The 19,861-nt window shown below is 65.6% G+C and carries 19 protein-coding genes; 10 read left to right on the forward strand and 9 right to left on the reverse strand.

The annotated features are described in order from the left end of the window. Positions 1–5: 5 nt before the first annotated feature. Positions 6–1,175: an acyl-CoA dehydrogenase family protein gene (locus tag K410_RS0109110; protein ID WP_028134556.1), complete on the reverse strand. Its 1,170-nt coding sequence runs from the start codon at positions 1,173–1,175 to the stop codon at positions 6–8. Between the two features lie 125 nt (positions 1,176–1,300). Here K410_RS0109110 and K410_RS0109115 point away from each other — a divergent pair, with 125 nt between their 5' ends. After that, positions 1,301–2,221 (forward strand): LysR substrate-binding domain-containing protein, encoded by a 921-nt coding sequence (locus K410_RS0109115; RefSeq protein WP_028134557.1) that lies wholly within the window; start codon positions 1,301–1,303, stop codon positions 2,219–2,221. A gap of 244 nt (positions 2,222–2,465) precedes the next feature. On the opposite strand, the gene K410_RS0109120 is transcribed toward K410_RS0109115, so the two are convergent. Together K410_RS0109120 and K410_RS0109125 are read right to left on the reverse strand one after the other, a co-directional pair. Further along, the gene (locus tag K410_RS0109120; protein ID WP_028134558.1) at positions 2,466–3,740 is read right to left on the reverse strand and encodes a cytochrome P450; all 1,275 of its coding nucleotides are present in this window, start codon (positions 3,738–3,740) and stop codon (positions 2,466–2,468) included. 61 nt (positions 3,741–3,801) lie between these two features. Further along, positions 3,802–5,064, reverse strand: coding sequence for a cytochrome P450 (locus K410_RS0109125; RefSeq protein WP_028134559.1), 1,263 nt, complete (start codon positions 5,062–5,064; stop codon positions 3,802–3,804). Between the two features lie 383 nt (positions 5,065–5,447). On the opposite strand from K410_RS0109125, the gene K410_RS0109130 reads away from it, so the two are divergent. Both K410_RS0109130 and K410_RS0109135 read left to right on the forward strand, forming a co-directional pair. Next, positions 5,448–6,602, forward strand: a complete 1,155-nt coding sequence (locus K410_RS0109130) for a DUF898 family protein (protein WP_049819974.1) — start codon at positions 5,448–5,450, stop codon at positions 6,600–6,602. Positions 6,603–6,605: 3 nt separating this feature from the next. Beyond that, positions 6,606–7,718: a M48 family metallopeptidase gene (locus K410_RS0109135; RefSeq protein WP_028134561.1), complete on the forward strand. Its 1,113-nt coding sequence runs from the start codon at positions 6,606–6,608 to the stop codon at positions 7,716–7,718. Between the two features lie 12 nt (positions 7,719–7,730). On the opposite strand, the gene K410_RS0109140 is transcribed toward K410_RS0109135, so the two are convergent. The 4 genes from K410_RS0109140 to K410_RS0109155 form a co-directional block, all read right to left on the reverse strand. After that, a complete protein-coding gene (locus K410_RS0109140) occupies positions 7,731–7,943 on the reverse strand; it encodes a hypothetical protein (RefSeq protein WP_028134562.1) in 213 nt (70 codons plus the stop codon). 78 nt (positions 7,944–8,021) lie between these two features. Beyond that, positions 8,022–8,651 carry a uracil phosphoribosyltransferase gene (upp, locus tag K410_RS0109145; protein ID WP_028134563.1) on the reverse strand — a complete coding sequence of 210 codons (630 nt, stop codon included), beginning with the start codon at positions 8,649–8,651 and terminating at the stop codon, positions 8,022–8,024. Positions 8,652–8,787: 136 nt separating this feature from the next. Beyond that, entirely contained in the window at positions 8,788–10,026 is a 1,239-nt protein-coding gene (locus tag K410_RS0109150; RefSeq protein ID WP_028134564.1) for a URC4/urg3 family protein, read from the reverse strand. Between the two features lie 7 nt (positions 10,027–10,033). Next, positions 10,034–11,290 carry a GTP cyclohydrolase II gene (locus K410_RS0109155; RefSeq protein WP_028134565.1) on the reverse strand — a complete coding sequence of 419 codons (1,257 nt, stop codon included), beginning with the start codon at positions 11,288–11,290 and terminating at the stop codon, positions 10,034–10,036. Between the two features lie 316 nt (positions 11,291–11,606). Between K410_RS0109155 and K410_RS0109160 the strand changes: the two genes are divergently transcribed. Continuing rightward, positions 11,607–12,731: a threonine synthase gene (locus K410_RS0109160; protein WP_028134566.1), complete on the forward strand. Its 1,125-nt coding sequence runs from the start codon at positions 11,607–11,609 to the stop codon at positions 12,729–12,731. A 279-nt stretch (positions 12,732–13,010) separates the two neighbouring features. Here the strand turns inward: K410_RS0109160 and K410_RS0109165 are convergent, their stop codons facing one another. Together K410_RS0109165 and K410_RS0109170 are read right to left on the reverse strand one after the other, a co-directional pair. Continuing rightward, positions 13,011–13,823, reverse strand: coding sequence for a DUF2927 domain-containing protein (locus K410_RS0109165; RefSeq protein WP_028134567.1), 813 nt, complete (start codon positions 13,821–13,823; stop codon positions 13,011–13,013). Positions 13,824–14,037: 214 nt separating this feature from the next. After that, positions 14,038–14,613: a L,D-transpeptidase gene (locus K410_RS0109170; RefSeq protein ID WP_028134568.1), complete on the reverse strand. Its 576-nt coding sequence runs from the start codon at positions 14,611–14,613 to the stop codon at positions 14,038–14,040. Positions 14,614–14,976: 363 nt separating this feature from the next. Between K410_RS0109170 and K410_RS0109175 the strand changes: the two genes are divergently transcribed. The 6 genes from K410_RS0109175 (at position 14,977) to K410_RS0109200 (ending at position 19,859) form a co-directional block, all read left to right on the forward strand. Further along, positions 14,977–16,524: an acetolactate synthase large subunit gene (locus K410_RS0109175; RefSeq protein ID WP_028134569.1), complete on the forward strand. Its 1,548-nt coding sequence runs from the start codon at positions 14,977–14,979 to the stop codon at positions 16,522–16,524. A 152-nt stretch (positions 16,525–16,676) separates the two neighbouring features. Then, the gene (locus K410_RS0109180) at positions 16,677–17,195 is read left to right on the forward strand and encodes a hypothetical protein (RefSeq protein ID WP_028134570.1); all 519 of its coding nucleotides are present in this window, start codon (positions 16,677–16,679) and stop codon (positions 17,193–17,195) included. A gap of 230 nt (positions 17,196–17,425) precedes the next feature. Beyond that, positions 17,426–17,761 (forward strand): hypothetical protein, encoded by a 336-nt coding sequence (locus tag K410_RS0109185; RefSeq protein ID WP_028134571.1) that lies wholly within the window; start codon positions 17,426–17,428, stop codon positions 17,759–17,761. Positions 17,762–18,059: 298 nt separating this feature from the next. Further along, the gene (locus K410_RS0109190) at positions 18,060–18,545 is read left to right on the forward strand and encodes a hypothetical protein (RefSeq protein ID WP_028134572.1); all 486 of its coding nucleotides are present in this window, start codon (positions 18,060–18,062) and stop codon (positions 18,543–18,545) included. A gap of 59 nt (positions 18,546–18,604) precedes the next feature. Next, a complete protein-coding gene (gene greA / locus K410_RS0109195) occupies positions 18,605–19,087 on the forward strand; it encodes a transcription elongation factor GreA (protein ID WP_028134573.1) in 483 nt (160 codons plus the stop codon). A gap of 97 nt (positions 19,088–19,184) precedes the next feature. Further along, complete coding sequence (locus K410_RS0109200; protein WP_028134574.1) at positions 19,185–19,859, forward strand: hypothetical protein; 675 nt, start codon at positions 19,185–19,187, stop codon at positions 19,857–19,859. Positions 19,860–19,861 lie beyond the last annotated feature (2 nt).

A 19,861-nucleotide genomic window follows, 5' to 3' on the forward strand; every position in this document is an offset into this window, starting at 1 on the left:
GCGCCTCAGTACGAGCGGGGCATGCCGAGCACGTGCTCGGCGACAAAGGAGAGCACGAGGTTGGTCGAGATCGGCGCCACCTGGTACAGCCGCGTCTCGCGGAACTTGCGCTCGACGTCGTATTCCTCGGCAAAGCCGAAGCCACCATGGGTCTGGATGCAGGCGTTCGCCGCTTCCCAGGAGGCATCGGCCGCCAGCATCTTGGCCATGTTGGCCTCGGCGCCGCAGTCGAGCCCGGCCTCATATTTCCAAGTGGCTTCCTTCACCATCAGCTCGGCCGCGCGCATCGAGGCGTAGGCCTTGGCGATCGGAAACTGGATGCCCTGGTTCTGGCCGATCGGCCGTCCGAAAACGCTGCGCTCCTTGGCGTAGTTGGTCGCCTTGGCGATGAACCATTTGGCGTCGCCGACGCATTCGGCGGCGATCAGGATGCGTTCGGCATTCATGCCGGAGAGGATGTAGCGAAAACCCTTGCCCTCCTCGCCGATCAGGTTCTCCGCCGGCACCTTCATATCGGTGAAGAACACTTCGGTGGTGGCGTGGTTCATCATGGTGCGGATCGGGCGGATTTCCAGGCCGTTGTTCTTGGCCTCGCGCATGTCGACGATGAACACCGACAGGCCGTCGGTGCGCTTCTTGGCCTGCTCCTTCGGCGTGGTGCGCGCCAGCAGCACCATCAGGTCGGAATGCTCGGCGCGGCTGGTCCAGATCTTCTGGCCGTTGACGATGTAGCTGTCGTTGCCGTCCTTGCGCGCGAAGGTCTTCAGCGAGGAGGTGTCGGTGCCGCTGGTCGGCTCGGTGACGCCGAAGGCCTGCAGCCTCAATTCGCCGCTCGCGATCTTCGGCAGGTACTTGGCCTTCTGCTCGGCATTGCCGTGCCTGAGCACCGTGCCCATCGTGTACATCTGGGCATGGCAGCCGCCGCCGTTGCAGCCCGCGCGCTGGATCTCTTCCAGGATCGCGGCGGCCGCCGACAGCTTCAGGCCCGCGCCGCCATATTCCTCGGGGATCAGCACCGAGAGATAGCCGGCCTGCGTCAACGCATCGACGAAGGCCTTCGGGTAGGCCATCTCGCGATCGAGCTTGCGCCAATATTCGCCGGGAAACTGGGCGCAGAGCTTTGCGACGGCGTCGCGGATATCGGCGTAATCTTCGGTGTGGTGTTCATCGCTCATGGCGTTTCCCGTTGGTAGCGGCAGTTAAGATAACGCCGGCCGATCCTCTGGCGTTGTGAAAACAATGCCAGCCCCCTATGCTCATTTGTTATAGCGTATGGAGTAGCCTTCCAGGATTGGCAAGCATGGATTTCCGGCAGCTCAGGACCTTCAGTTGCGTGGCGGAGCTCGGCAGCCTGTCCAAGGCGTCCGACACGCTGCGCGTGGCGCAGCCGGCGCTTTCCAGGCAGATCAAGCTGCTGGAACACGAGCTGCGCACCGAACTCTTCACCCGCAACGGCCGCGGCATGGTGCTGACCGAAGCCGGCCGGCTGCTGCTGGCGCGCACCTCCGGCATCGTGCGGCAGATCGACCAGATCCGCGACGACATCCAGTCGTCCCAGGGGCCGCCTTCGGGCCAGGTCGTGCTCGGCCTCGTTCCGACCGTCAGCTGCGTGCTGTCGGCGCGCTTTGCGCGGCGCTGCGTCGAGAAGTTTCCAGGCATCTCGCTGCGCATCGTCGAGAGCTACAGCGGCCATTTGGTCGAATGGCTGCATCGCGGCGAGATGGACCTCGCCATCCTCTACGGCCGCTCCGCCGACCTGCATCTCAACGTGGAGAGCCTCGGGCGCGACAACATCGTCGCGGTCGGCCCGCGCGGCTGCGGCCTTGCGCGCAAGAAGAGCGTCGATGTTGGCTGGCTGCTGCGGCAGCGGCTGGTGCTGCCCTCTCACTCGCACGGCCTCCGCGCGCTGATCGAGCACGCAGCCGCCCAACGCAAGATCAAGCTCAACGTCCAGCTCGAGGCGGATTCCTTCCGCGTGCTGACGAGCCTCGTCGAGGAAGGTCTCGGCTTCGCGCTGCTGCCGCCTTCGTCGGTCCATAGCGAGGTCGCGGAGGGCCGGCTGGAAACCGCTTCCGTCTCAAAGCCGATGACGCGCGAGCTCATTTTCGCTTCTCCGATCGACCGGCCGGTCTCGACGGCCTCGCTCGCCGTCACGGCGCTCCTGCGCGAGGAGGTCGCCGCCTGCCGCAAGGACGGGGTGTGGGACATCAAATTGAGTTAGATGGCGTTGTGGTAGAACACTCGGGCGACGACTTGCCTTCGCATCTGGCGCGAGCTGTCATGCCGGAATTTTATAGCTGGGTTGCGGGGGACTGCGGGTGTGGCGCGCAGATGCACTCACAATCTCGTCATTGCGAGCGTAGCGAAGCAATCCAGGAATCCCTCCGCGGCGGCAGTCTGGATTGCTTCGTCGCAAGAGCTCCTCGCAATGACGGAGGAGGGAGCGAACGACAGCGGATGAGAGCCTACCCCGGAATCCGCACCGGCAGCGTCTCATACCCCTTGATGAAGCTGGAATAGATTCGCTTGGGCTCACCGACCACCTCGATGCGCTCGAAGCGCTTCAGCATCTCCTCCCACACGATCTTGAGCTGCAGCTCGGCGAGGCGCATGCCGACGCAACGATGGATGCCGAAGCCGAAGGAGAGGTGGGTGCGCGGGCGCGGGCGGTCGATGATGAACTCGTTCGGCCTGTCGAACATCTCCTCGTCGCGGTTGCCGGAGACGTACCACATCACGACGCGGTCGCCCTTGCGGATCGGCTTGCCGCCGATCTCGGTGTCCACTAGCGCGGTGCGTCGCATATGCGCGAGCGGCGTCTGCCAGCGGATCACCTCGGGCACCATGGAGTCGATCAGCTCCGGATTGGCGCGCAGCTTGTCGTACTGCTCCGGGTTCTCGTTCAGCGCCAGCACCGAGCCGGTCATGGTGTTGCGCGTGGTGTCGTTGCCGCCGACGATGAGCAGGATGATGTTGCCCATGAGATTGTCGGGGTCCATATGGCGCGTGGCGTCGTTATGGGCCATCAGCGACAGCAGATCGTTGCGCGGCTCCGAGTTGACGCGCTCATTCCAGAGCCTCGACATGTAGGCGTAGCACTCGTCCATCTCGCGGCGGCGCTCTTCGGCGCTGGCCACGATGCCGCTCTTGGGCAGCGCGGTCGAGACGTCCGACCAGCGCGTCAGCTTGCGCCGCTCCTCCCAGGGGAAGTCGAACAGGGTCGCGAGCATCTGCGTCGTCAGCTCGATCGAGACGCGCTCGACGAAATTGAAGGTCTCGTTGCGCGGCAGGTTGTCCAGCACGGTCTGCGAGCGCTGGCGGATCAGCTTGGCGAGCTCGTCCAGATGCTGAGGGGTGAACATCGGCGACACCGTCTTGCGCTGCGCCGAATGCTTGGGCTGGTCCATCGCGATGAAGCTCGGATAGTCGTAACCTTCCGGCACGTCGCGGATCGAGATGCCGCCGAGCTTGGAGTCTGAGGAGAAGATGCCGTGATTGGTGTCGACATGCATGATGTCGTTGTACTTGACCACCGACCAGTAGGGCTCGATCGGCGCGTTGGTGCAGCAATGCACCGGCTCTTCCTTGCGCAGCCGCTCGAACCACGGCCACAGCGTGTCGTCCTGGAACAGCCGGGGCGCGCCGGGATGGAATTGCGACAGCGGCGTCGCATAGGCCTCCTCGCGGGCCCTGCGCATGCGTTCGGCCTTGTCCACCTTAACCGGCGCTTGGATGTTCATCGTCGTGGCTCCAGTTGTTCTCTTGCTTCGCCTCTCCGCGCTAGTGGGAGAAGGAGTTGACTCACGCCGCAATCTTCACCGGCAGCTCTTCCAAACCCTTAACGAAGCTCGAATAGACCCGCTTGGGCTCGCCGACCACGTCGATATGGTCGAACCGCCTAAGGATCTCTTCCCAGATAATCTTGAGCTGGAGTTCGGCAAGCCGCAAGCCCACGCAGCGGTGAATGCCGAAGCCGAAGGACAGATGGGTGCGCGGGCGGGCGCGGTCGATGATGAAATCGTAGGGCTTTTCGATCGCCTCCTCGTCGCGGTTGCCCGAGACGTACCACATCACGACCTTGTCACCCTTCTTGATCTGCTTGCCGCGGAACTCGAAGTCGGAGAGCGCGGTGCGGCGCATATGCGCCAGCGGCGTCTGCCAGCGGATCACCTCGGGGACGAAACTGTCGAGCAGCGCCGGATTCTCGCGCAGCTTGCGATATTGCTCCGGATGCTGGCTCAGCGCGAGAAGCGAGCCGGACATGGTGTTGCGCGTGGTGTCGTTACCGCCGACGATCAGAAGGATGAGATTGCCGAGGAAGTTCTTGGCATCCATGTCGCGGGTCGCGGCGCCATGCGCCATCATCGAGAGCAGGTCGCTCTTCGGCGGCTGCCCGGCGCGTTCCTTCCAGAGCTGGGAGAAGTAGGCCGCGCATTCGCCAAGCTCGGCCAATCGCTCCTCGTCGGTGGCGACGAGGCCGTCAGGGCCGGGAATCGTGGTGGCGATGTCGGACCAGCGCGTCAGCTTGCGGCGGTCCTCCCAGGGAAAGTCGAACAGCACCGCCAGCATCTGCGTGGTCAGCTCGATCGAGACACGGTCGACCCAGTCGAACACCTCGCCGCGCGGCAGATTATCCAGGCATTCGGCCGAGCGCTTGCGGATGTTGAGCGCGAGATTGTCCAGGTGCGTCGGCGTGAACATCGGCGCCACGGTCTTGCGCTGCGCGGCATGACGCGGCGGATCCATCGAGATGAAGCTCTCGCGGCGCAGGTCCGGATCGATGTCACGGATGGTGATGCCGCCGAGCGCGGAGGCCGAGGAGAACACCGCATGGTTGGTCTCGATCTCCATGATGTCGTTGTAGCGCGTGACCGACCAGTACGGCCCGAACATCGAGTCCTTGCAATAATGCACGGGGTCTTCCCGGCGCAGGCGATCGAAATAGGGCCAGAACGTATCGGTCCTGAACAATTCAGGATCGCCCGGATCGAATTGCTCCAGCGGCAACGAACTGGCGCGATCGCGCAATGCGTCGAGCTTGGCCGCGCTCATGGTCCCATGCATGACCGTTCTCCCTGGCACGAACCGCGCGTTCTCGTTGAATTCTGCGCTGCGGTATTTAATTTGCAATTACAGCCGGTTGTCTGCGCCGGAGCAAGGGAGAGTTTTGCCACATCCAACTTTTGCGAGAGGGCTGGGCAGACGCGTAGCCCGGATGGAGCGCAAGCGTAATCCGGGGCCGGCTGCGCTTGGGGCAACTCCGGATTGCGCTTTGCTCCATCCGGGCTACGGGACCCTCACAGCGTGATTCCCCGCACACCGTTCGTCGTGAAATCGTGCCAGAAATCGATTGGAATCGAGGTAAATCGAACCCGGCCGTGTTGGGGATCGACCAATCTCTGATCTATAGTTTGATTGGAACAGACCGACATCCCGAGGTTGCCGCCGTGAACGACATGCAATGGACCCCGATCGGCTCCGAGCCCATTCCGCCGCCGCTGCCGCCGACGCGGGTCGAGTTTTCGGGCAACCGCTCCGACTTCCGAAAAATGGTCACCAAGGGTGCCATGTTGGAGCTCGTCACCTTCGGCTTCTACCGGTTCTGGCTCGTCACCGACATTCGCCGTCATCTGTGGGCGCACAGTGCGATCGACGGCGATGCCGCCGAATATACCGGGCGGGCCAGGGAGCTTCTGGTCGGCTTCCTGTTCGCGCTCGCGATCCTGGTGCCGATCTACCTCGCCTATTTCCTTGTTGGCATCGAGTTCGAGCGCTGGCAGGGCTTTGCCTCGGTGCCGCTGTTCATCGGTTTCTACGCCTTCGGTCAGTTCGCAATCTTTCGCGCGCGACGCTACCGGCTGACGCGCACAGTCTGGCGCGGCGTTCGGTTCTGGATGGACGGCTCGGGCTGGGCCTATTCGTTCCGAGCCATGGCCTGGGGTCTGCTGGTGTTGCTGACGCTCGGCCTGGCGCTGCCGTGGCGCGAGGCCGCGCTCGAACGCTACAAGATGCAGCACAGCCATTACGGCGATCTGCGCGGCGATTTCGAGGGCGATGGCTGGACCTTCTTCAAGCGCGCCTGGTGGCTGTGGCTGCTCAGCCCGATCGCGGTCGTGATCTTCCCGCTCGCGCCGTTCTTCTATGCCGAATTCAAGGCGCGCGAATGGCGCTGGTGGCTGGATGGCATCCGCATCGGCGGCGTCAGCCTGTCCTCGGACCTGCCTCATGACGCCTTCTACGGCCTGTACTGGAAGGTGGTCGGCTGGTGGATGCTGCTCACGTTCGCCTTCGCTGCCTATATGGGCGTCGGCGGCTTGCTGCTGGTTCAGCTGAGCGGCGTTCCGGCCGAGGAGATCTTCGCCGGTGACAACGGCACCAAGAGCATCCCGATGGTGGTGATGATGGTAGCAGGCTATTTCGCCCTGGCGCTCGCGATCAACATCGTGATGCGGGTCTATCTCCAGCGCGATCTCTGGGCCAAGGTGCTCGAGACCGTCGAGGTGCACGACATCGCGGCCGCGGCGGACGTGCGCGGCAGCGGCCAACTTGCCAGCGCGCTCGGCGAAGGCTTTGCCGACGGGCTCGATGTCGCGGGATTCTAGGCTGTGAGTGAAACATTTGCCGCGGCGCCGGCGCAGTCAGCGAAGCCGACCATCTTCTTCGACGGAACGTCGAGCCGGAGGCGGCAGGTCACGCTGGGGTTCGGCGATGCGCTGGAGATTGCCGAGGAGGGCGGGGCGCCGGCTCGCTGGGCTTACGCCGACATTCGCCGCGCCGACAGTCCGTCCGGCATCTTGCGGCTGTCGTGCACCGCCGCGCCGCCATTGGCGCGGCTGGAAATCCGCGACGCTGCGCTCGCCGCAGACGTGACGGCGCGCTGCATGCGGCTCGACGAGCACAGGACCTCGCGCCGTGGTGTCGCGAAGATCGTCGGCTGGTCGGTGGCCGCCGCCGTCTCCATCGTCTGCGTCGTTCTGTTCGGCGTGCCGCTCGCCGCCGATCGTCTGGCGCCGCTGGTGCCGAAACCCGTCGAACGGCGCATCGGCGACGCCGCCGAAGTGCAGGTGAAGACCATCTTCGGCCGCAATGCGTGCGAAGATCCCGCCGGCAAGGCCGCCTTCACCAAGCTCGTCAATCGCCTGCGCGACGCCGCCGGCCTCGACGACGATTCCATGACCGCGGGCGTGCTGCCGACCTCGGTGCCGAACGCGTTCGCGCTGCCGGGCGGCAAGGTCTACGTGCTCAAGGGGCTGCTCGACAAGGCCGAAAGCCCCGACGAGCTCGCCGGCATCCTCGCGCACGAGCTTGGTCATCTCAAGCATTACGACAACATGCGCGGGCTGATCTACAACGGCGGCACCTCGTTCCTGATCGGCCTCCTGTTCGGCGACGTCACCGGCTCGTCCGCGGTGATCTTCGCCTCGCGCAGCCTGGTCGAAGCCTCCTATTCGCGAGAGGCCGAGACCGCCGCCGACACGTTCGCGATCGAGGTCATGCACAAGCTCGGCCGCTCGCCGAAGCCCGCCGCCGAATTGATGTTCCGCATCACCGGCAAGGAAGGCGGCTCGACGCTCACGACGATCCTCGCCAGCCACCCGCTGACCGAGGACCGCCTCGCCCGCATGACCCGGGAAGACCGCCCGGCCTCCGGCCCGCCGCTGCTGACCGATAAGGAGTGGCAGTCGCTGAAGCTGATCTGCGGCAGCGGGAAGGTGTGAGCGGACCGCCGATCACTTCGCCGGCGCAGCCGGCGCGTTCGAGCCGGTGGTGACGCTCGGCGCATTGCTCGGACTGGTCGACGTCGCCTGCGGTCCGACCTCGCGCCCATTGTAGAAGAAGACGGTCGCGATCACGGCGATCACGAAGATCGCGCCGATCGCCCAGCCGGTCGGGCTGTTGCGGCGCGCTCTGTCGGCCCTGCGGTCATTGTCCTGATAGGTCATCGAGTTCTCCATCCTGAAAGCAGGAGAACCGCGCGCGATCGAAGCTGTTCCTAAGCGGGCGAAACGCCGCCGAGAGACCTATCGCGTTCCGTAGGCGCGGTCGCCGGCATCGCCAAGGCCGGGCAGGATGAAGCCGTTCTCGTCGAGGCCCTCGTCCACCGCTGCGGTCCAGATCGGAACGTCCGGATGCAGTCCGCGCAGCCGCTCCAATCCTTCCGGCGCTGCGATCAGGCAGGCGAGGCGGATGTCCCTGGCGCCGCGCTCCTTGAGCCGGTCGATGGCGGCGACGGCCGTGTTGGCGGTCGCGACGACAGGCGTCACCACGATGGCGAGGCGCTCGCTGAGGTCGGACGGCGATTTGAAGAAATACTCGACCGCCGCAAAGCTGTGCGGCTCGCGGTAGAGGCCGATATGGGCGACGCGCGCGGTCGGCACCAGGTCCATCATGCCGTCGACGAAGGTGGTGCCGGCCCGCAGCATCGGCACGAACACCAGCTTCTTGCCGGCGATCTTGGCCGAATGCATCGTCGCCAGCGGCGTCTCGATCACGGTATCAGTGAGCGGCAGATCGCGCGTCACCTCGTAGCACAGCAGCATGCCGATCTCCTTGATCAGCTCCCTGAACGATTTGGTCGAGATGGATTTGTCCCGCACCAGGGTCAGCTTGTGCTGCACCAGCGGATGATCGACGATCGTGACGCCTTCCATGATGAGATGCTCCTGAAATTCACCGAGACGTCATTGCGAGCGCAGCGAAGCAATCCAGAATCTCTCCGCGGTGGGACCCTGGATTGCTTCGCTGCACTCGCAATGACGCGCGTGGTCGAAAATCTCTATCCATTCTCTAAAACACCGTGCCGTCGCTGATCACCTTGAGCGGCGGCGAGCCATCGAGACGACGCGAAAATGCAATCGCGCGGCCCGCGGCCCAGGTGCCGCCTTCCAGGATGCTGGCGAGCGGCAAGGTCTCCGCCGTGCGGCCGAGCTTGGCGCGAATGAGGTCCGCAAGCCGGTCCAGCAGTGCCACCGTCAGCGCGCGCCATTCCACGACCAGCAGCGAATCCACTGCATGCGCGCGCCCGGCATCGGCGCCATCGCGCAGGCGCAGCACCTCGTGATCGACGAACAGGCCGCCATTGCGATATTCGGCCAGCCCGGTCAGGCCGTCGATGTCGGTGACGTCGAAGCCGGCGCGCTGCAGCGGCTCGATCAGGGAATAGCTCAGCCATTGCGACAGCTTGTGCAGCGGCACGAGGCCCGCCGTCGCGTCGTCGGCCTTGATCGCCGGATGGCGCCAGCAATCGCCGAGCGGGACGCCCGCAAGCTCGAGCCGCGAGGGCCAGATCGGTCCGAGCTGGTTCAGCACTGCGGCGAGGATCGCAGGCGCGGCAACGGCGCCGCCCTTCGCCTGCGCCGCGATGTGATCGAACAGGCCGCCCGGCCGTGGCGCGTCGCGCAGGCCGAACACGTCTGCGCGCTCTGCCGCCAAGGTGCCCAGACGCCGCAGCAGGTCGACGCGTCCCTCGAGGCCCAGCAGCGGATTGGCATCGCTGACCTGAAAGGCGGAGGTGAGGGAGGCGAGCGGCAGTCTTGCCAGCACGTCCGCATCGGCCCTGAACGGCGCACGGACGTCACCCGAGAACAGGCCGCCCGCGAACATGTCGAGGCTCGCGATCGCAAGCCCTTCCGAACGGCCGATGGCTTGTCCCGTCACAGCATCGCGATATCGCCACGCCGCGCCCGCGCCGGCGTCGAGCAGCACGCTGACGATGGCGAGGTCGAACTCGGCGCGCGCCCGTGTCGCGCGATCGGGCCGGGGCGCCGCGTCCGCAAGCCTTGCCCAGCGGTCGACGCCGCCGGTCACAAAATGCCGCCAGCGCGCATGGAACGGAATCTCCAGCGTCGGATAGGCCTGTCGCGTCACCGCGAGCACGGCCTCCGCGACACCATCCATGCGATCGAGGTCAACAGTGAAGTGGTGCAGGCCGCCGGCAAGGCCGATATCGAGCATCTGTCCGGCACGCGTGCGCACCGCTCCTGCGCTGAGCAGGGAGCGGGCCTGTCGTTCCAAAGCGTCCGCCATGGCGCGATCAGTATTTTTCCAGCGAACGTCCGACCACGCCATCGACGTCCTTCTCCGGCGCGATGTCGGTCGAATAATAGCCGGCGGCCTTCTTCGCGGCGATCTCGACATGGGCGTCGGCCGGGATCAGCTCAGGCGGGATCGGCACACGCTCGACGATGTCGATTCCCTGCGAGGTCAGCGCATCGTATTTCATGTCGCTCATCGACAGGAAGCGGTCGATGCGCTTGAGGCCGAGCCAGTGGATCGTGTCCGGCATCAATTGCTGGAAGCGCGCGTCCTGCACGCCGGCAACGCATTCGGTGCGCTCGAAATAGGCCGCCGCGGCGTCGCCGTCCTCCTGGCGCTTGCGCGCGTTGTAGACCAGGAATTTGGTTACCTCGCCGAGCGCGCGGCCTTCCTTGCGGTTGTAGACGACGAGCCCGAGGCCGCCCTCCTGCGCGCCGCGGGCGGATTCCTCGATGCCGTGGATCAGATAGGGCCGGCAGGTGCAGATGTCGGAGCCGAACACGTCGGAGCCGTTGCATTCGTCGTGGACGCGGCAGGTGATCCTGGTGCGATGGTCCGGCAGCTTCGTCACGTCGCCGAACATGTAGACGGTGGTGCCGCCGATCGGCGGCAGGAACACCTTCATGTCCGGCCGCGTCACCAGCTCGGGGAACATGCCGGCGGTCTGCTCGAACAGCGTGCGGCGCAGCTCGGTCTCGCCAGTGCCGAAACGCGTCGCAAGGCCGGGCAGGTACCAGACCGGATCGATCGCGATCTTCACCACGGAGACGCTGCCATTGGCATGCACCACCTCGCCGTCGGCGCGCAGCCGTTTTGCGGCGAGCGCCTCGCGGATCTCCGGCAGGTCCAGCCGCGCCCGCGTCACCGCGATGCTCGGCCGGATGTCCGCGCCCTCAGTGATCTCCTGGCGGAAGTTCTCGGCAACGAGATGGCCCCAGGGATCGAGCGCGACGATCTTGGTCGGATCCTGCCATTGCGGGAAGGGGCCGATGGTCGCGGCCGGAAACGTGTTGGTGAGGTCGGGCCGGCGGATCGGATCGAGTGCGCCGGCGGACACCGCGAGCGCACGGTACATCGCGTAGGAGCCGCCATGGCTGCCGATCACGTTGCGATCGCCGGCGCGCGACACCGTGCCGATGACCGGCCCACGCGCGCGCGCCTCGGTGGCACCCCAGTGGATCGGGAAGGCGGACTTCTTGCCCGGCTCCGGATGCGAGGTGAGGCGGATGTGGTCGGTACGGTTGGCGCGGCTCATGTCCAGGCTCCCAAAAAGCCAACGGCCCGCCGCTCGGACGGGCCTGGCTCGCTTGCGAGGCCGAAACCGGCGGCGCAAGCTCAATCCAACATATTGTAACCGCGGCGAGCGACAGACAAGTTAATCGTGCGCGGCGGCCGCGACCCATCCCCGCGCTCGTTCGGATCGGCGAAGGGCGCCAGATGTTTCCTATATCTATGTAATTGTTATCATTTTTGAAGGGGTGGGCGGCGTCTCGGATGCCCCAACAGGTGACTGGATAAAACCTGCAGCTTCGGACATATCGACCGGATCGGCTCTGCCCCCGGAGACCCCCATGCCCGCCAGCTACATCGACCCCCGCAACGGACAGCTCTATCCCCTCGACCAGCCGCGCTGGTGCTCGGACGAGCGCACGCCGCTGCTGGTGACGCCGGGCGCCGGCATCTCGCGTGACGATATCGATGGTCGCACGCGCTCGCTCTGGCGCTACCGGGCCGCACTGCCGGTCGAGATCGCAAACCCGATCACGCTCGGCGAAGGCTGCACGCCGCTGGTTCAGCAGAATTGGGGCGAGCTGCGCCCGTTGTTCAAGCTGGAATGGTTCAACCCGACCGGCAGCTTCAAGGACCGCGGCTCTTCCGTGATGCTGTCGTTCCTCCGCCAGATCGGCATCTCGGCCATTCTTGAGGACTCCTCCGGCAATGGCGGCTCGTCGATGGCGGGCTTAGGGGCCGCCGGCGGCATGCGCGTGAAGATTCTTGCGCCGGCCTCGACCTCGCCGGCCAAGATCGCGCAGGTGCGCGCCTATGGCGCGGCGGTGCAGCTCGTCGAAGGCCCGCGCGAGGAATCCGAGGCGGAGGCCATCCGCCAGTCGAGCCAGACCTTTTACGCCAGCCACAATTGGCAACCGTTCTTTCTCGAAGGCACCAAGTCGCTCGCCTATGAAATCTGGGAGGATCTCGGCTTCCGCGCGCCCGACAACGTCATCGTTCCCGTCGGCGCCGGCAGCAGCCTCCTGGGCTGCGCCTTCGGCTTCCGCGAGCTCAAGAAGGCCGGCCAGATATCGAAGCTGCCGCGGCTGTTCGCGGCGCAGCCGCTCAACTGCTCGCCGGTCGATGCGAGCTTTCAGGCCGGCGTCGACACGCCCGTCGCGCGCGAGGTGAGCAAGACAATCGCCGAAGGCACCGCCATCAAGCATCCGCTGCGCCTGCGCGAGATCATCGCCGCCCTGCGCGAGAGCGGCGGCGGCTCCGTTGCGCTCACGGAAGCTGAGATCGTCGCCGCGCTGCGCCGCCTTGCGCGCCAGGGCCTGTTCGCCGAGCCGACCAGCGCCAGCGCGGCGGCGGCACTGGACAAGCTCGCAGCCGCCGGCGCGATCAAGGCGACCGAGACCACGGTCGCGGTCCTCACCGGCACCGGGCTCAAGGCCGCGACGACTGTGGCTGATCTGGTGCAGTAGGGTCGGAGCGGGCGCCGTGCTTACCCTCCCCTCCAGGGGCAGGGCAATCGCATATGGGAGCGATCTCGCCTGTGGCCATCCTTCGAGACGCCCGCCGTTGGCGGGCCCTCAGGATGACGACCAGGTGCGCGGCACCAGTTTCAACGAGCACCAATGCTGCTTAGCCTCATCCTGAGGAGACCGCGAAAGCGGTCGTCTCGAAGGACGAGGCGCGCGCTCAGGTCTCGCAAAGCGCCATATGCGTTAGCCCTGCCCCTCCAGGGGAGGGTAAGCAACACTTCACTCCTTCAGCTCATTCACCTGCTTCACCCAGGCACGCACGTCGGTGAGCACGGCGGGCAGCACGGCCTTGACCTCGGCGAGGGTCATGCCTGCCTTGATGCGGGGGTCGTACAGCAGGTTGAGGATGTACTGGTCGTACACGTCGAAATAGCCCATCGAGACGTTGTCGTTGAACATGGTCCAGGGCACGCTCGTGGTGTCGTTGATCGGCCCGAGCGATTGCAGCAGCTCCTCATAGGCGCAGTCGAGAAAGACGAAATCGCCGTTGTCGACGGTGAGGATCACGTCGGAATGCTCGATCTCGAAATTGTCGTTCTTGCGGAAGCCGGACAGGCATTGCGGGTCGAGCGAGGAGCGGATCTCGCGCGCCTTCGCGGCGCCGTAGAAGCTGGTGAGGGTGCGGTAGACGTCGCGATCGCGCACCAGCTTCACCCGCACATTGGCCGCTTCGGAGGTCGCGGTCATGGCGATGTCGAGATGCTGCACGCGCTTGCCGATGTCGGCGACGACCTTGGCAAGCTGCGCCTTGCGATCGGCGCGGTCGCTCTCGGCATAGACGCGCACCGGTCCGTCGAACTTGCGGATGCGGTCGACGCGGCCGGCGAGGTGATATTCGGCGCCGAACGCCGTCTTCAGGAAGCCGTCGACGATCTCGCCGTCGGTGAAGCTCTTCTTCTCGGCGCGCTGGCGCGAGGAGATCGCGGGCAATTCGCCGGCGGCGGCGGGAGCGATCTCAGGCGCGCAGGTGAGCGCTGCCAACGCCAGCAGGGCGAAGCGAAGGGCAGCAGAGGACGAAGTCGATGCGCTCATCATGGTGCGACGCTGCCGCATTCACGCCGCGCGCACAAGAGTGCGAGGCCGCACGTCCTGCGGTTCCCGGCGTTGTCTGTCGCAAGAGAATGACAGTGCCGTAGTGCCGTAGGGTGGGCAAAGCGGAGCGTGCCCACGCCTCTGTGGCCGGATCGGAAAGATCGTGGGCACGGCGCTTCGCGCCGTTGCCCACCCTACGAGGGCTTGCCTCTGGTCAGTTGTTCAGCACCACCACGGGGGTGCCGACCGCGACGCGGCTGTAGAGATCGCTGACGTCGTCGTTGGTCATGCGGAAGCAGCCCGAGGAGACCGCCTGGCCGATCGTCTCCGGCTCGTTGGAGCCATGGATGCGATAGAGCGTCGAGCCCAGATACATCGCGCGTGCGCCGAGCGGGTTGTCGATGCCGCCCTTCATGTGGCGCGGCAGGTCGGGGCGGCGGGCCAGCATCTGCGAGGGCGGCGTCCAGTCCGGCCATTCCTTCTTGGCGGTGATCCTGTGCATCCCGCCCCAGCGGAAGCCGTCGCGGCCGACGCCGATGCCGTAGCGCAGCGCCTGACCGTTCCCGAGCACCAGATAGAGCCGGCGCTCGGCCGTGTTCACCACGATCGTGCCGGGCGCATAATTGCCGTTGTACATGACGGTGGTGCGGGGAATCGGGCTGGCGCCGCTGCCGAGAAAGCCGGTGGGACTGGTGCCCGTGAAGTCTATCATTCCCGCCGCGGATGCGTCGGCCGCGCCGGCCAGCACGAGCGCCATTGCGGCGATCTGCGCGGCAAAAAACCGGATCATTGCTTCCCCCAGAAAAAATCGATTCAACAAAGGCCACAGGCCATATTTACGGGCATTTCGCAAGCCACGGGCGCGTGAGGCAGGGCATCCTTAACGGATGGTGTCGCCAAATCGGCAACCGCGTCAATTTGCGCAAAAACGTCGAAGCGCTGTCAAGCAAGGCGGCGCCCGGTCGGCGTCAAGAACACGCGTCAGGACGAGACGCTGATGCTCCGTTCCGGATCCACCGGAACGGAGCATTAGCCAAACCCGCGCATCGTCATGCGGGGCAGGGCCGCGATGCCGGCTCTTGCTTTGACGGGCCGAGCGAACAATGATTGATCGCATGGATCGCCGGAAGCGACCGGTTGCGGAGCAAAAAGAATGAACGGTGCGGAAAGCCTGGTGCGGACGATGGTCAAGGGCGGGGTGGACGTCTGCTTCACCAACCCGGGCACTTCCGAGATGCATTTTGTCGCAGCGCTCGATCGCGTGCCGGGCATGCGCTGCGTGCTCGGCCTGTTCGAGGGCGTGGTGACGGGCGCTGCCGACGGCTATTTCCGCATGAAGGGCACGCCGGCATCGACCCTGCTGCATCTCGGCCCCGGCCTCGCCAATGGCCTTGCCAATCTGCACAACGCCAAGAAGGCCAATTCCGGCATCGTCAACATCGTCGGCCAGCACGCGGTCTACCACATCGGCTACAACGCGCCGCTGACCTCCGACATCGAGGGCCTGGCCCGGCCGATGTCGTCCTGGGTCCGGACCTCGCCGGATGCCAAATCGGTCGCCGCTGACGGCGCCGCGGCCATTGCCGCCGCCAAGAGCGCGCCGCCGCAGATCGCCACCCTGATCCTGCCCGCCGACACCGCGTGGAACGAGGCCGACGGCATCGCCGAGGTCCCGGCCGAGCAGCAGCGCGCGAGCTATTCGCCGCAGGCGGTCGAGCAGGCCGCAAAGATCCTGCATGGCGACGGCGAGGGCACGCTGCTCTTGATGACCGGCAGCGCGCTGAGCGAGCAGGGCCTGGCATTCGCCGAGCGCATCGCGAGCAAGACCGGCTGCACCGTGATGGGCCCGACCTTCAGGCCCAAGATGGCGCGCGGCCGCGGCCGCTTCTCGATCGACCGCATCCATTACGTGATCGAGCAGGCGCTGCCGATGCTGGCCAAGTTCCGTCACATCGTGCTGGTCGAGTCCGACGATCCCGTGGCGTTCTTCGCCTATCCGAACAAGCCGAGCATGCTCAAGCCGGAAGGCTGCGAGGTCCATCGCATGACCTCCTGGGGCGAGAACTCGGTCGCCGCGCTCGAGGCGCTTGCCGGCGCGGTGAAGGCCAGGCCTGCGGACGTCAAGCCGCAGGCTTTGCAGGAGCTGGTCAAGCCGACCGGCGCGCTGACGTTCGCCTCGATCGCGCAGGCGATCGCGTGCGCGATCCCCGAGAACGCCATCATGGTCGACGAGTCCCTGACCACCGGCCGCGGCTTCTTCCCGCCGACCGCGGCGGCAGCTCCCCACGACTGGCTGCAGAACATGGGCGGCTCGATCGGCTTCTCGACGCCGCTGTCGATCGGCGCGGCGATCGCCTGCCCGGACCGCAAGGTCATCACCATGGTCGGCGACGGCAGCGCGATGTACACGATCCAGTCGCTGTGGACCCAGGCCCGCGAGAATCTCGACATCGTCACCATCGTGTTCGCCAACCGCATCTACCAGATCCTGCGCGGCGAGTTCGACAATGTCGGCGCCGGCGAGCCCGGCCAGCGCGCCAACGACATGCTCAGGCTCGACCGTCCGACGCTGGATTTCGTCGCGCTGGCCAAGGGCATGGGCGTGCCCGGCCGCGCCGTCACCAATGCCGACGAGTTCAACAAGGCGCTGGCGGAAGCCGTCGCCGAGCCCGGGCCGCGGCTGATCGAAGTCCAGATGTAGGTCTGGCCGATCGCGCCGCGAATTCAGCCCTCGTAGCCCGGATGGAGCGCAGCGTAATCCGGGACTTCGTGCGTCTTGCGAGAACCCCGGATTGCGCTACGCTCCATCCGGGCTGCGAATTCTTGCGTGCGCGTGATGAGCCCGGAGGCACGATGCAGACCGAGCTGAACAAGGTGGTCGCGGCTGTCAGGGACTTCTACGCCCACGAAGGCTTTCTGTTCGAGAAGGACATCGGCGAGCGCGCGCTGACGCACCGCTTCGCCGTGCACCTGGAGAAGCAATTCGCCGGCTGGTCGGTCGACTGCAATTACGACCGGCTCGGCGAGCGCACGCTGCATCTGCCCCACGGCACCATCATCTCGACCGACGATCATCTGGGAAAGTCGATCTACCCCGATGTCGTCGTGCATCAGCGCGAGATCCCGAACAATCTGCTCGCCGTCGAGATCCGCAAGGCGAGCAATCACACCCCGCTGGACCACGACCAGCACAAGCTGAGGGCGCTGACCGACGTGCACGTCTGGTTTCCCTACTGGATCGGCGTGCTGCTGGTGCTGGACAAGGACCGGGTGACGATGTCGGAAGTCTATGTCAGCAGCGCTGCCGACGACACGCTGTCGCGCTGGTTCGCGGCGCGGCTCGCGGAGGCCGGCGTCGGCGTCGCGGGGTAGCAGGCGCATTCATGCCGGCAGGACCCGCTCGGGTGATCGCCGACGACCCGTCGGCTTTTCGGTAACCTTGCTGGTCGCCGTGTCGTCCGAGACCGGCAGCGGACTGGCGAGCAATGTGATCTCGGCCACAGTTCTCCTGTGGGATCGGACCTAATGTCGCCAGACTTGCACGCGTCGATGCCGCAGGCCTAGCTTTGGCCCGTTGGGATCAGGCAATTTTGGAGGTTCTGATGCAAAAGTCATACTTGCTGGCCGCGACCGCGACGCTGGCGCTCATCATGCAGACACCGCTCGCGCTGGCCCAGACCGCGCCCGCCGCCGGCGGGACCGCCGCGCCGGCGGCGACAGCCACTGCGCCGGCCACGACGGCGGCACCGGCTGCGACCACCGACAGCGCCAGCCAGCCGACCGATGCCAAGAAGAGCGCATCGAAGAAGCCGGCGAAGAAGAAGATGACGCGGCAGCAGGAAATCGATCACTCCGTCGACACCGGCACCGTGCCCGCGCGCTATCGCAGCTCGGTGCCCAAGCAATACCACCAATATATTCCGTTCGATAAGCGGTGACGGATCGCACGGCGGCGCTTGCGGCCATCCTTCGAGACGCCAGCCGTTGGCGGGCCCTCAGGATGAGGGCAGAGTGCGTTGAGCCAGTTTCAAACGGCTCTGGTGCCGCTTAGCCTCATCCTGAGGAGACCGCGAAGCGGTCGTCTCGAAGGACGAGGCGCGCGCTCAGCTTTCGCGCCGCCGGGCCCTCCGACCAATGGTCTGCGACGAACCGCCTCTGCCAGGCGGACTCCGCTCGCAGATCCCCGGTGGCAGTCTGCGGGAGCAGTGCTAGAATAGGCCGAAGCCGGGGGGAATGATGAGCGACGACGTGAAGGATGCTGGCCTTGTGGCCATGATCAGCAGCATCCTCGGAGGCAACAAGCGCGCAGACAATGTTGCACCGCCGCCGCTCGCCGAGGCGCCGCCGACAATGCCCGCGAACGGAGCGGAACCGGTTTCGGCGCCCGTCACCGAGGCGACCTCGATCCGGCAAGAGGACGCGTCCGACGCTGCACCGGCCAAAGTGGAGCCGGTCGAGCAGCCCGCAAAGGTCGTCACGACGCGGGATGGCAAACAGCTGCTGCCTGCGGAAGCGATCGCCGATCTCGTGCTGGGCGAGCTGCGCAAGCTGGAGGATTTTCCGGCAAACGGGGCCTCGATCACGGTCTATGGCTACCGGCAATGGAACGCGATGATCACCTTCGCGCCGTTCTCGACCAGTTTCCAGAATGCAACGCGGTTCCGTCAGGCCCTGCCGGATATCGTCTTCAAGCTCCGTCGTTTCGTCGAACTTGAGATATAGTCCGGGACAAGCGGCGTCGCCTGGCGCCGCCCCCGGAACGGTTCGACAGGATTGTTGCATTGAGCGTCGCCTTTACCAAGGAAGAAAGCGCCGAGACCGCGTCCGAGACGCTGTTGCCGGATCGCCCGATCTCGCCGCATCCCAACCTCGTGACGGAAGCCGGCCTGCGAGCGTTGCAGACGCAGCTTCGAGAAGCCCGCGAGGCCTATGAAGCCGCGCAAGCCATCGATGACGTCAACGAGAAGCGCCGGCAATCGGCCGTGCCCTTGCGCGACGCCCGCTATCTCACGGAGCGGCTGCGCACGGCGCAGCTCGTTCCCGATCCGGTGTCGAACGATGTCGTCGCCTTCGGCAGCACGGTGACCTTCAGCCGCGCTGACGGCCGCGTGCAGACCTATCGCATCGTCGGCGAGGACGAAGCCGACCCGAAGGCGGGGACGATCTCCTTCGTCGCCCCGGTGGCGCGGTCGCTGATGGGCAAGACGGTTGGCGATATCGTCGGGGCAGGCGCGCAGGAGATCGAGATTTTGTCGATCGCCTAGCAAAGCGCGCTATCGACAGGAGCAATCCCATTCGCCTAAAGCATGATCCGGAACAGCGCGAGGCCGTCGTCTCCGCCAAACGAAGCGCGATGGTTGGATGAGACGGTTTCTATCGGGAGCATTGCCGTTCTACGCGCTGGCCGGCCTTGCCGTATGCATGTACCTCGTTCTGTACAGGACGAGCCTGTTCGACTTGAACGCGATCGTCCACGGCGCCACCGGGTCGGCATGGTTTCCGGCCTTCATGTTCGTCTGCGTGCTGCTGGAAGCGGTGTTCCCGTACTTCGGCTATTTTCCCGGAACGGCTTTGATCCTGATGTCGGTGGCGCTCAATCCCAAGGTGGATGGCTCCGTCTTCATCGTGGCGTGGCTCGCCATCATCCTCGGCGCCGTTCTCAGCTACGGACAGGCTCGTTTCTTCAGGCCGTTCCTGCAGCGGGTGGCCTCGAAGGCGGCCTTGCGCCGATGCGAGTCGCTGTTCGATGCCTACGGTCGTTACGCGCGCATCGCCCTGTTCATTCATCCCAACGCCTGCGCGATGTATTTCACCGCGCTCGGGCTTCTCGGCCGCAATCTGATGCGGGAGCTCGCTTATCTCTGCGTCGGAGCCGCGGCCGCCGTCGGTATTCTGTTCGTCATCGTGACCCGGCTGGTGTCGTCCGTCGGCCCCACCGACGATGGCGAATTGCAGCTGCTGCTGGCCGCCGCGCTGGTCGCCATCGGGACCATGGCCGGTCTCTACACGGCCTGGCGGACGCAGCCGGTCGCCTGAAG

The organism is Bradyrhizobium sp. 22 (assembly GCF_000482425.1).
Classification (GTDB): Bacteria; Pseudomonadota; Alphaproteobacteria; order Rhizobiales; family Xanthobacteraceae; genus Bradyrhizobium; species Bradyrhizobium japonicum_B.

Excerpts from the sequence above, each read along its gene's own strand:
- K410_RS0109165 (WP_028134567.1), bottom strand. The coding sequence starts at position 13,823 with ATGAGCGCATCGACTTCGTCCTCTGCTGCCCTTCGCTTCGCCCTGCTG.
- K410_RS0109125 (WP_028134559.1), bottom strand. The coding sequence starts at position 5,064 with ATGCATGGGACCATGAGCGCGGCCAAGCTCGACGCATTGCGCGATCGC.
- K410_RS0109150 (WP_028134564.1), bottom strand. The coding sequence starts at position 10,026 with ATGGCGGACGCTTTGGAACGACAGGCCCGCTCCCTGCTCAGCGCAGGA.
- K410_RS0109115 (WP_028134557.1), top strand. The coding sequence starts at position 1,301 with ATGGATTTCCGGCAGCTCAGGACCTTCAGTTGCGTGGCGGAGCTCGGC.
- K410_RS0109160 (WP_028134566.1), top strand. The coding sequence starts at position 11,607 with ATGCCCGCCAGCTACATCGACCCCCGCAACGGACAGCTCTATCCCCTC.
- K410_RS0109155 (WP_028134565.1), bottom strand. The coding sequence starts at position 11,290 with ATGAGCCGCGCCAACCGTACCGACCACATCCGCCTCACCTCGCATCCG.
- K410_RS0109185 (WP_028134571.1), top strand. The coding sequence starts at position 17,426 with ATGCAAAAGTCATACTTGCTGGCCGCGACCGCGACGCTGGCGCTCATC.
- K410_RS0109175 (WP_028134569.1), top strand. The coding sequence starts at position 14,977 with ATGAACGGTGCGGAAAGCCTGGTGCGGACGATGGTCAAGGGCGGGGTG.
- K410_RS0109110 (WP_028134556.1), bottom strand. The coding sequence starts at position 1,175 with ATGAGCGATGAACACCACACCGAAGATTACGCCGATATCCGCGACGCC.
- K410_RS0109170 (WP_028134568.1), bottom strand. The coding sequence starts at position 14,613 with ATGATCCGGTTTTTTGCCGCGCAGATCGCCGCAATGGCGCTCGTGCTG.
- K410_RS0109180 (WP_028134570.1), top strand. The coding sequence starts at position 16,677 with ATGCAGACCGAGCTGAACAAGGTGGTCGCGGCTGTCAGGGACTTCTAC.
- K410_RS0109140 (WP_028134562.1), bottom strand. The coding sequence starts at position 7,943 with ATGACCTATCAGGACAATGACCGCAGGGCCGACAGAGCGCGCCGCAAC.
- upp (WP_028134563.1), bottom strand. The coding sequence starts at position 8,651 with ATGGAAGGCGTCACGATCGTCGATCATCCGCTGGTGCAGCACAAGCTG.
- K410_RS0109190 (WP_028134572.1), top strand. The coding sequence starts at position 18,060 with ATGAGCGACGACGTGAAGGATGCTGGCCTTGTGGCCATGATCAGCAGC.
- K410_RS0109120 (WP_028134558.1), bottom strand. The coding sequence starts at position 3,740 with ATGAACATCCAAGCGCCGGTTAAGGTGGACAAGGCCGAACGCATGCGC.
- K410_RS0109200 (WP_028134574.1), top strand. The coding sequence starts at position 19,185 with ATGAGACGGTTTCTATCGGGAGCATTGCCGTTCTACGCGCTGGCCGGC.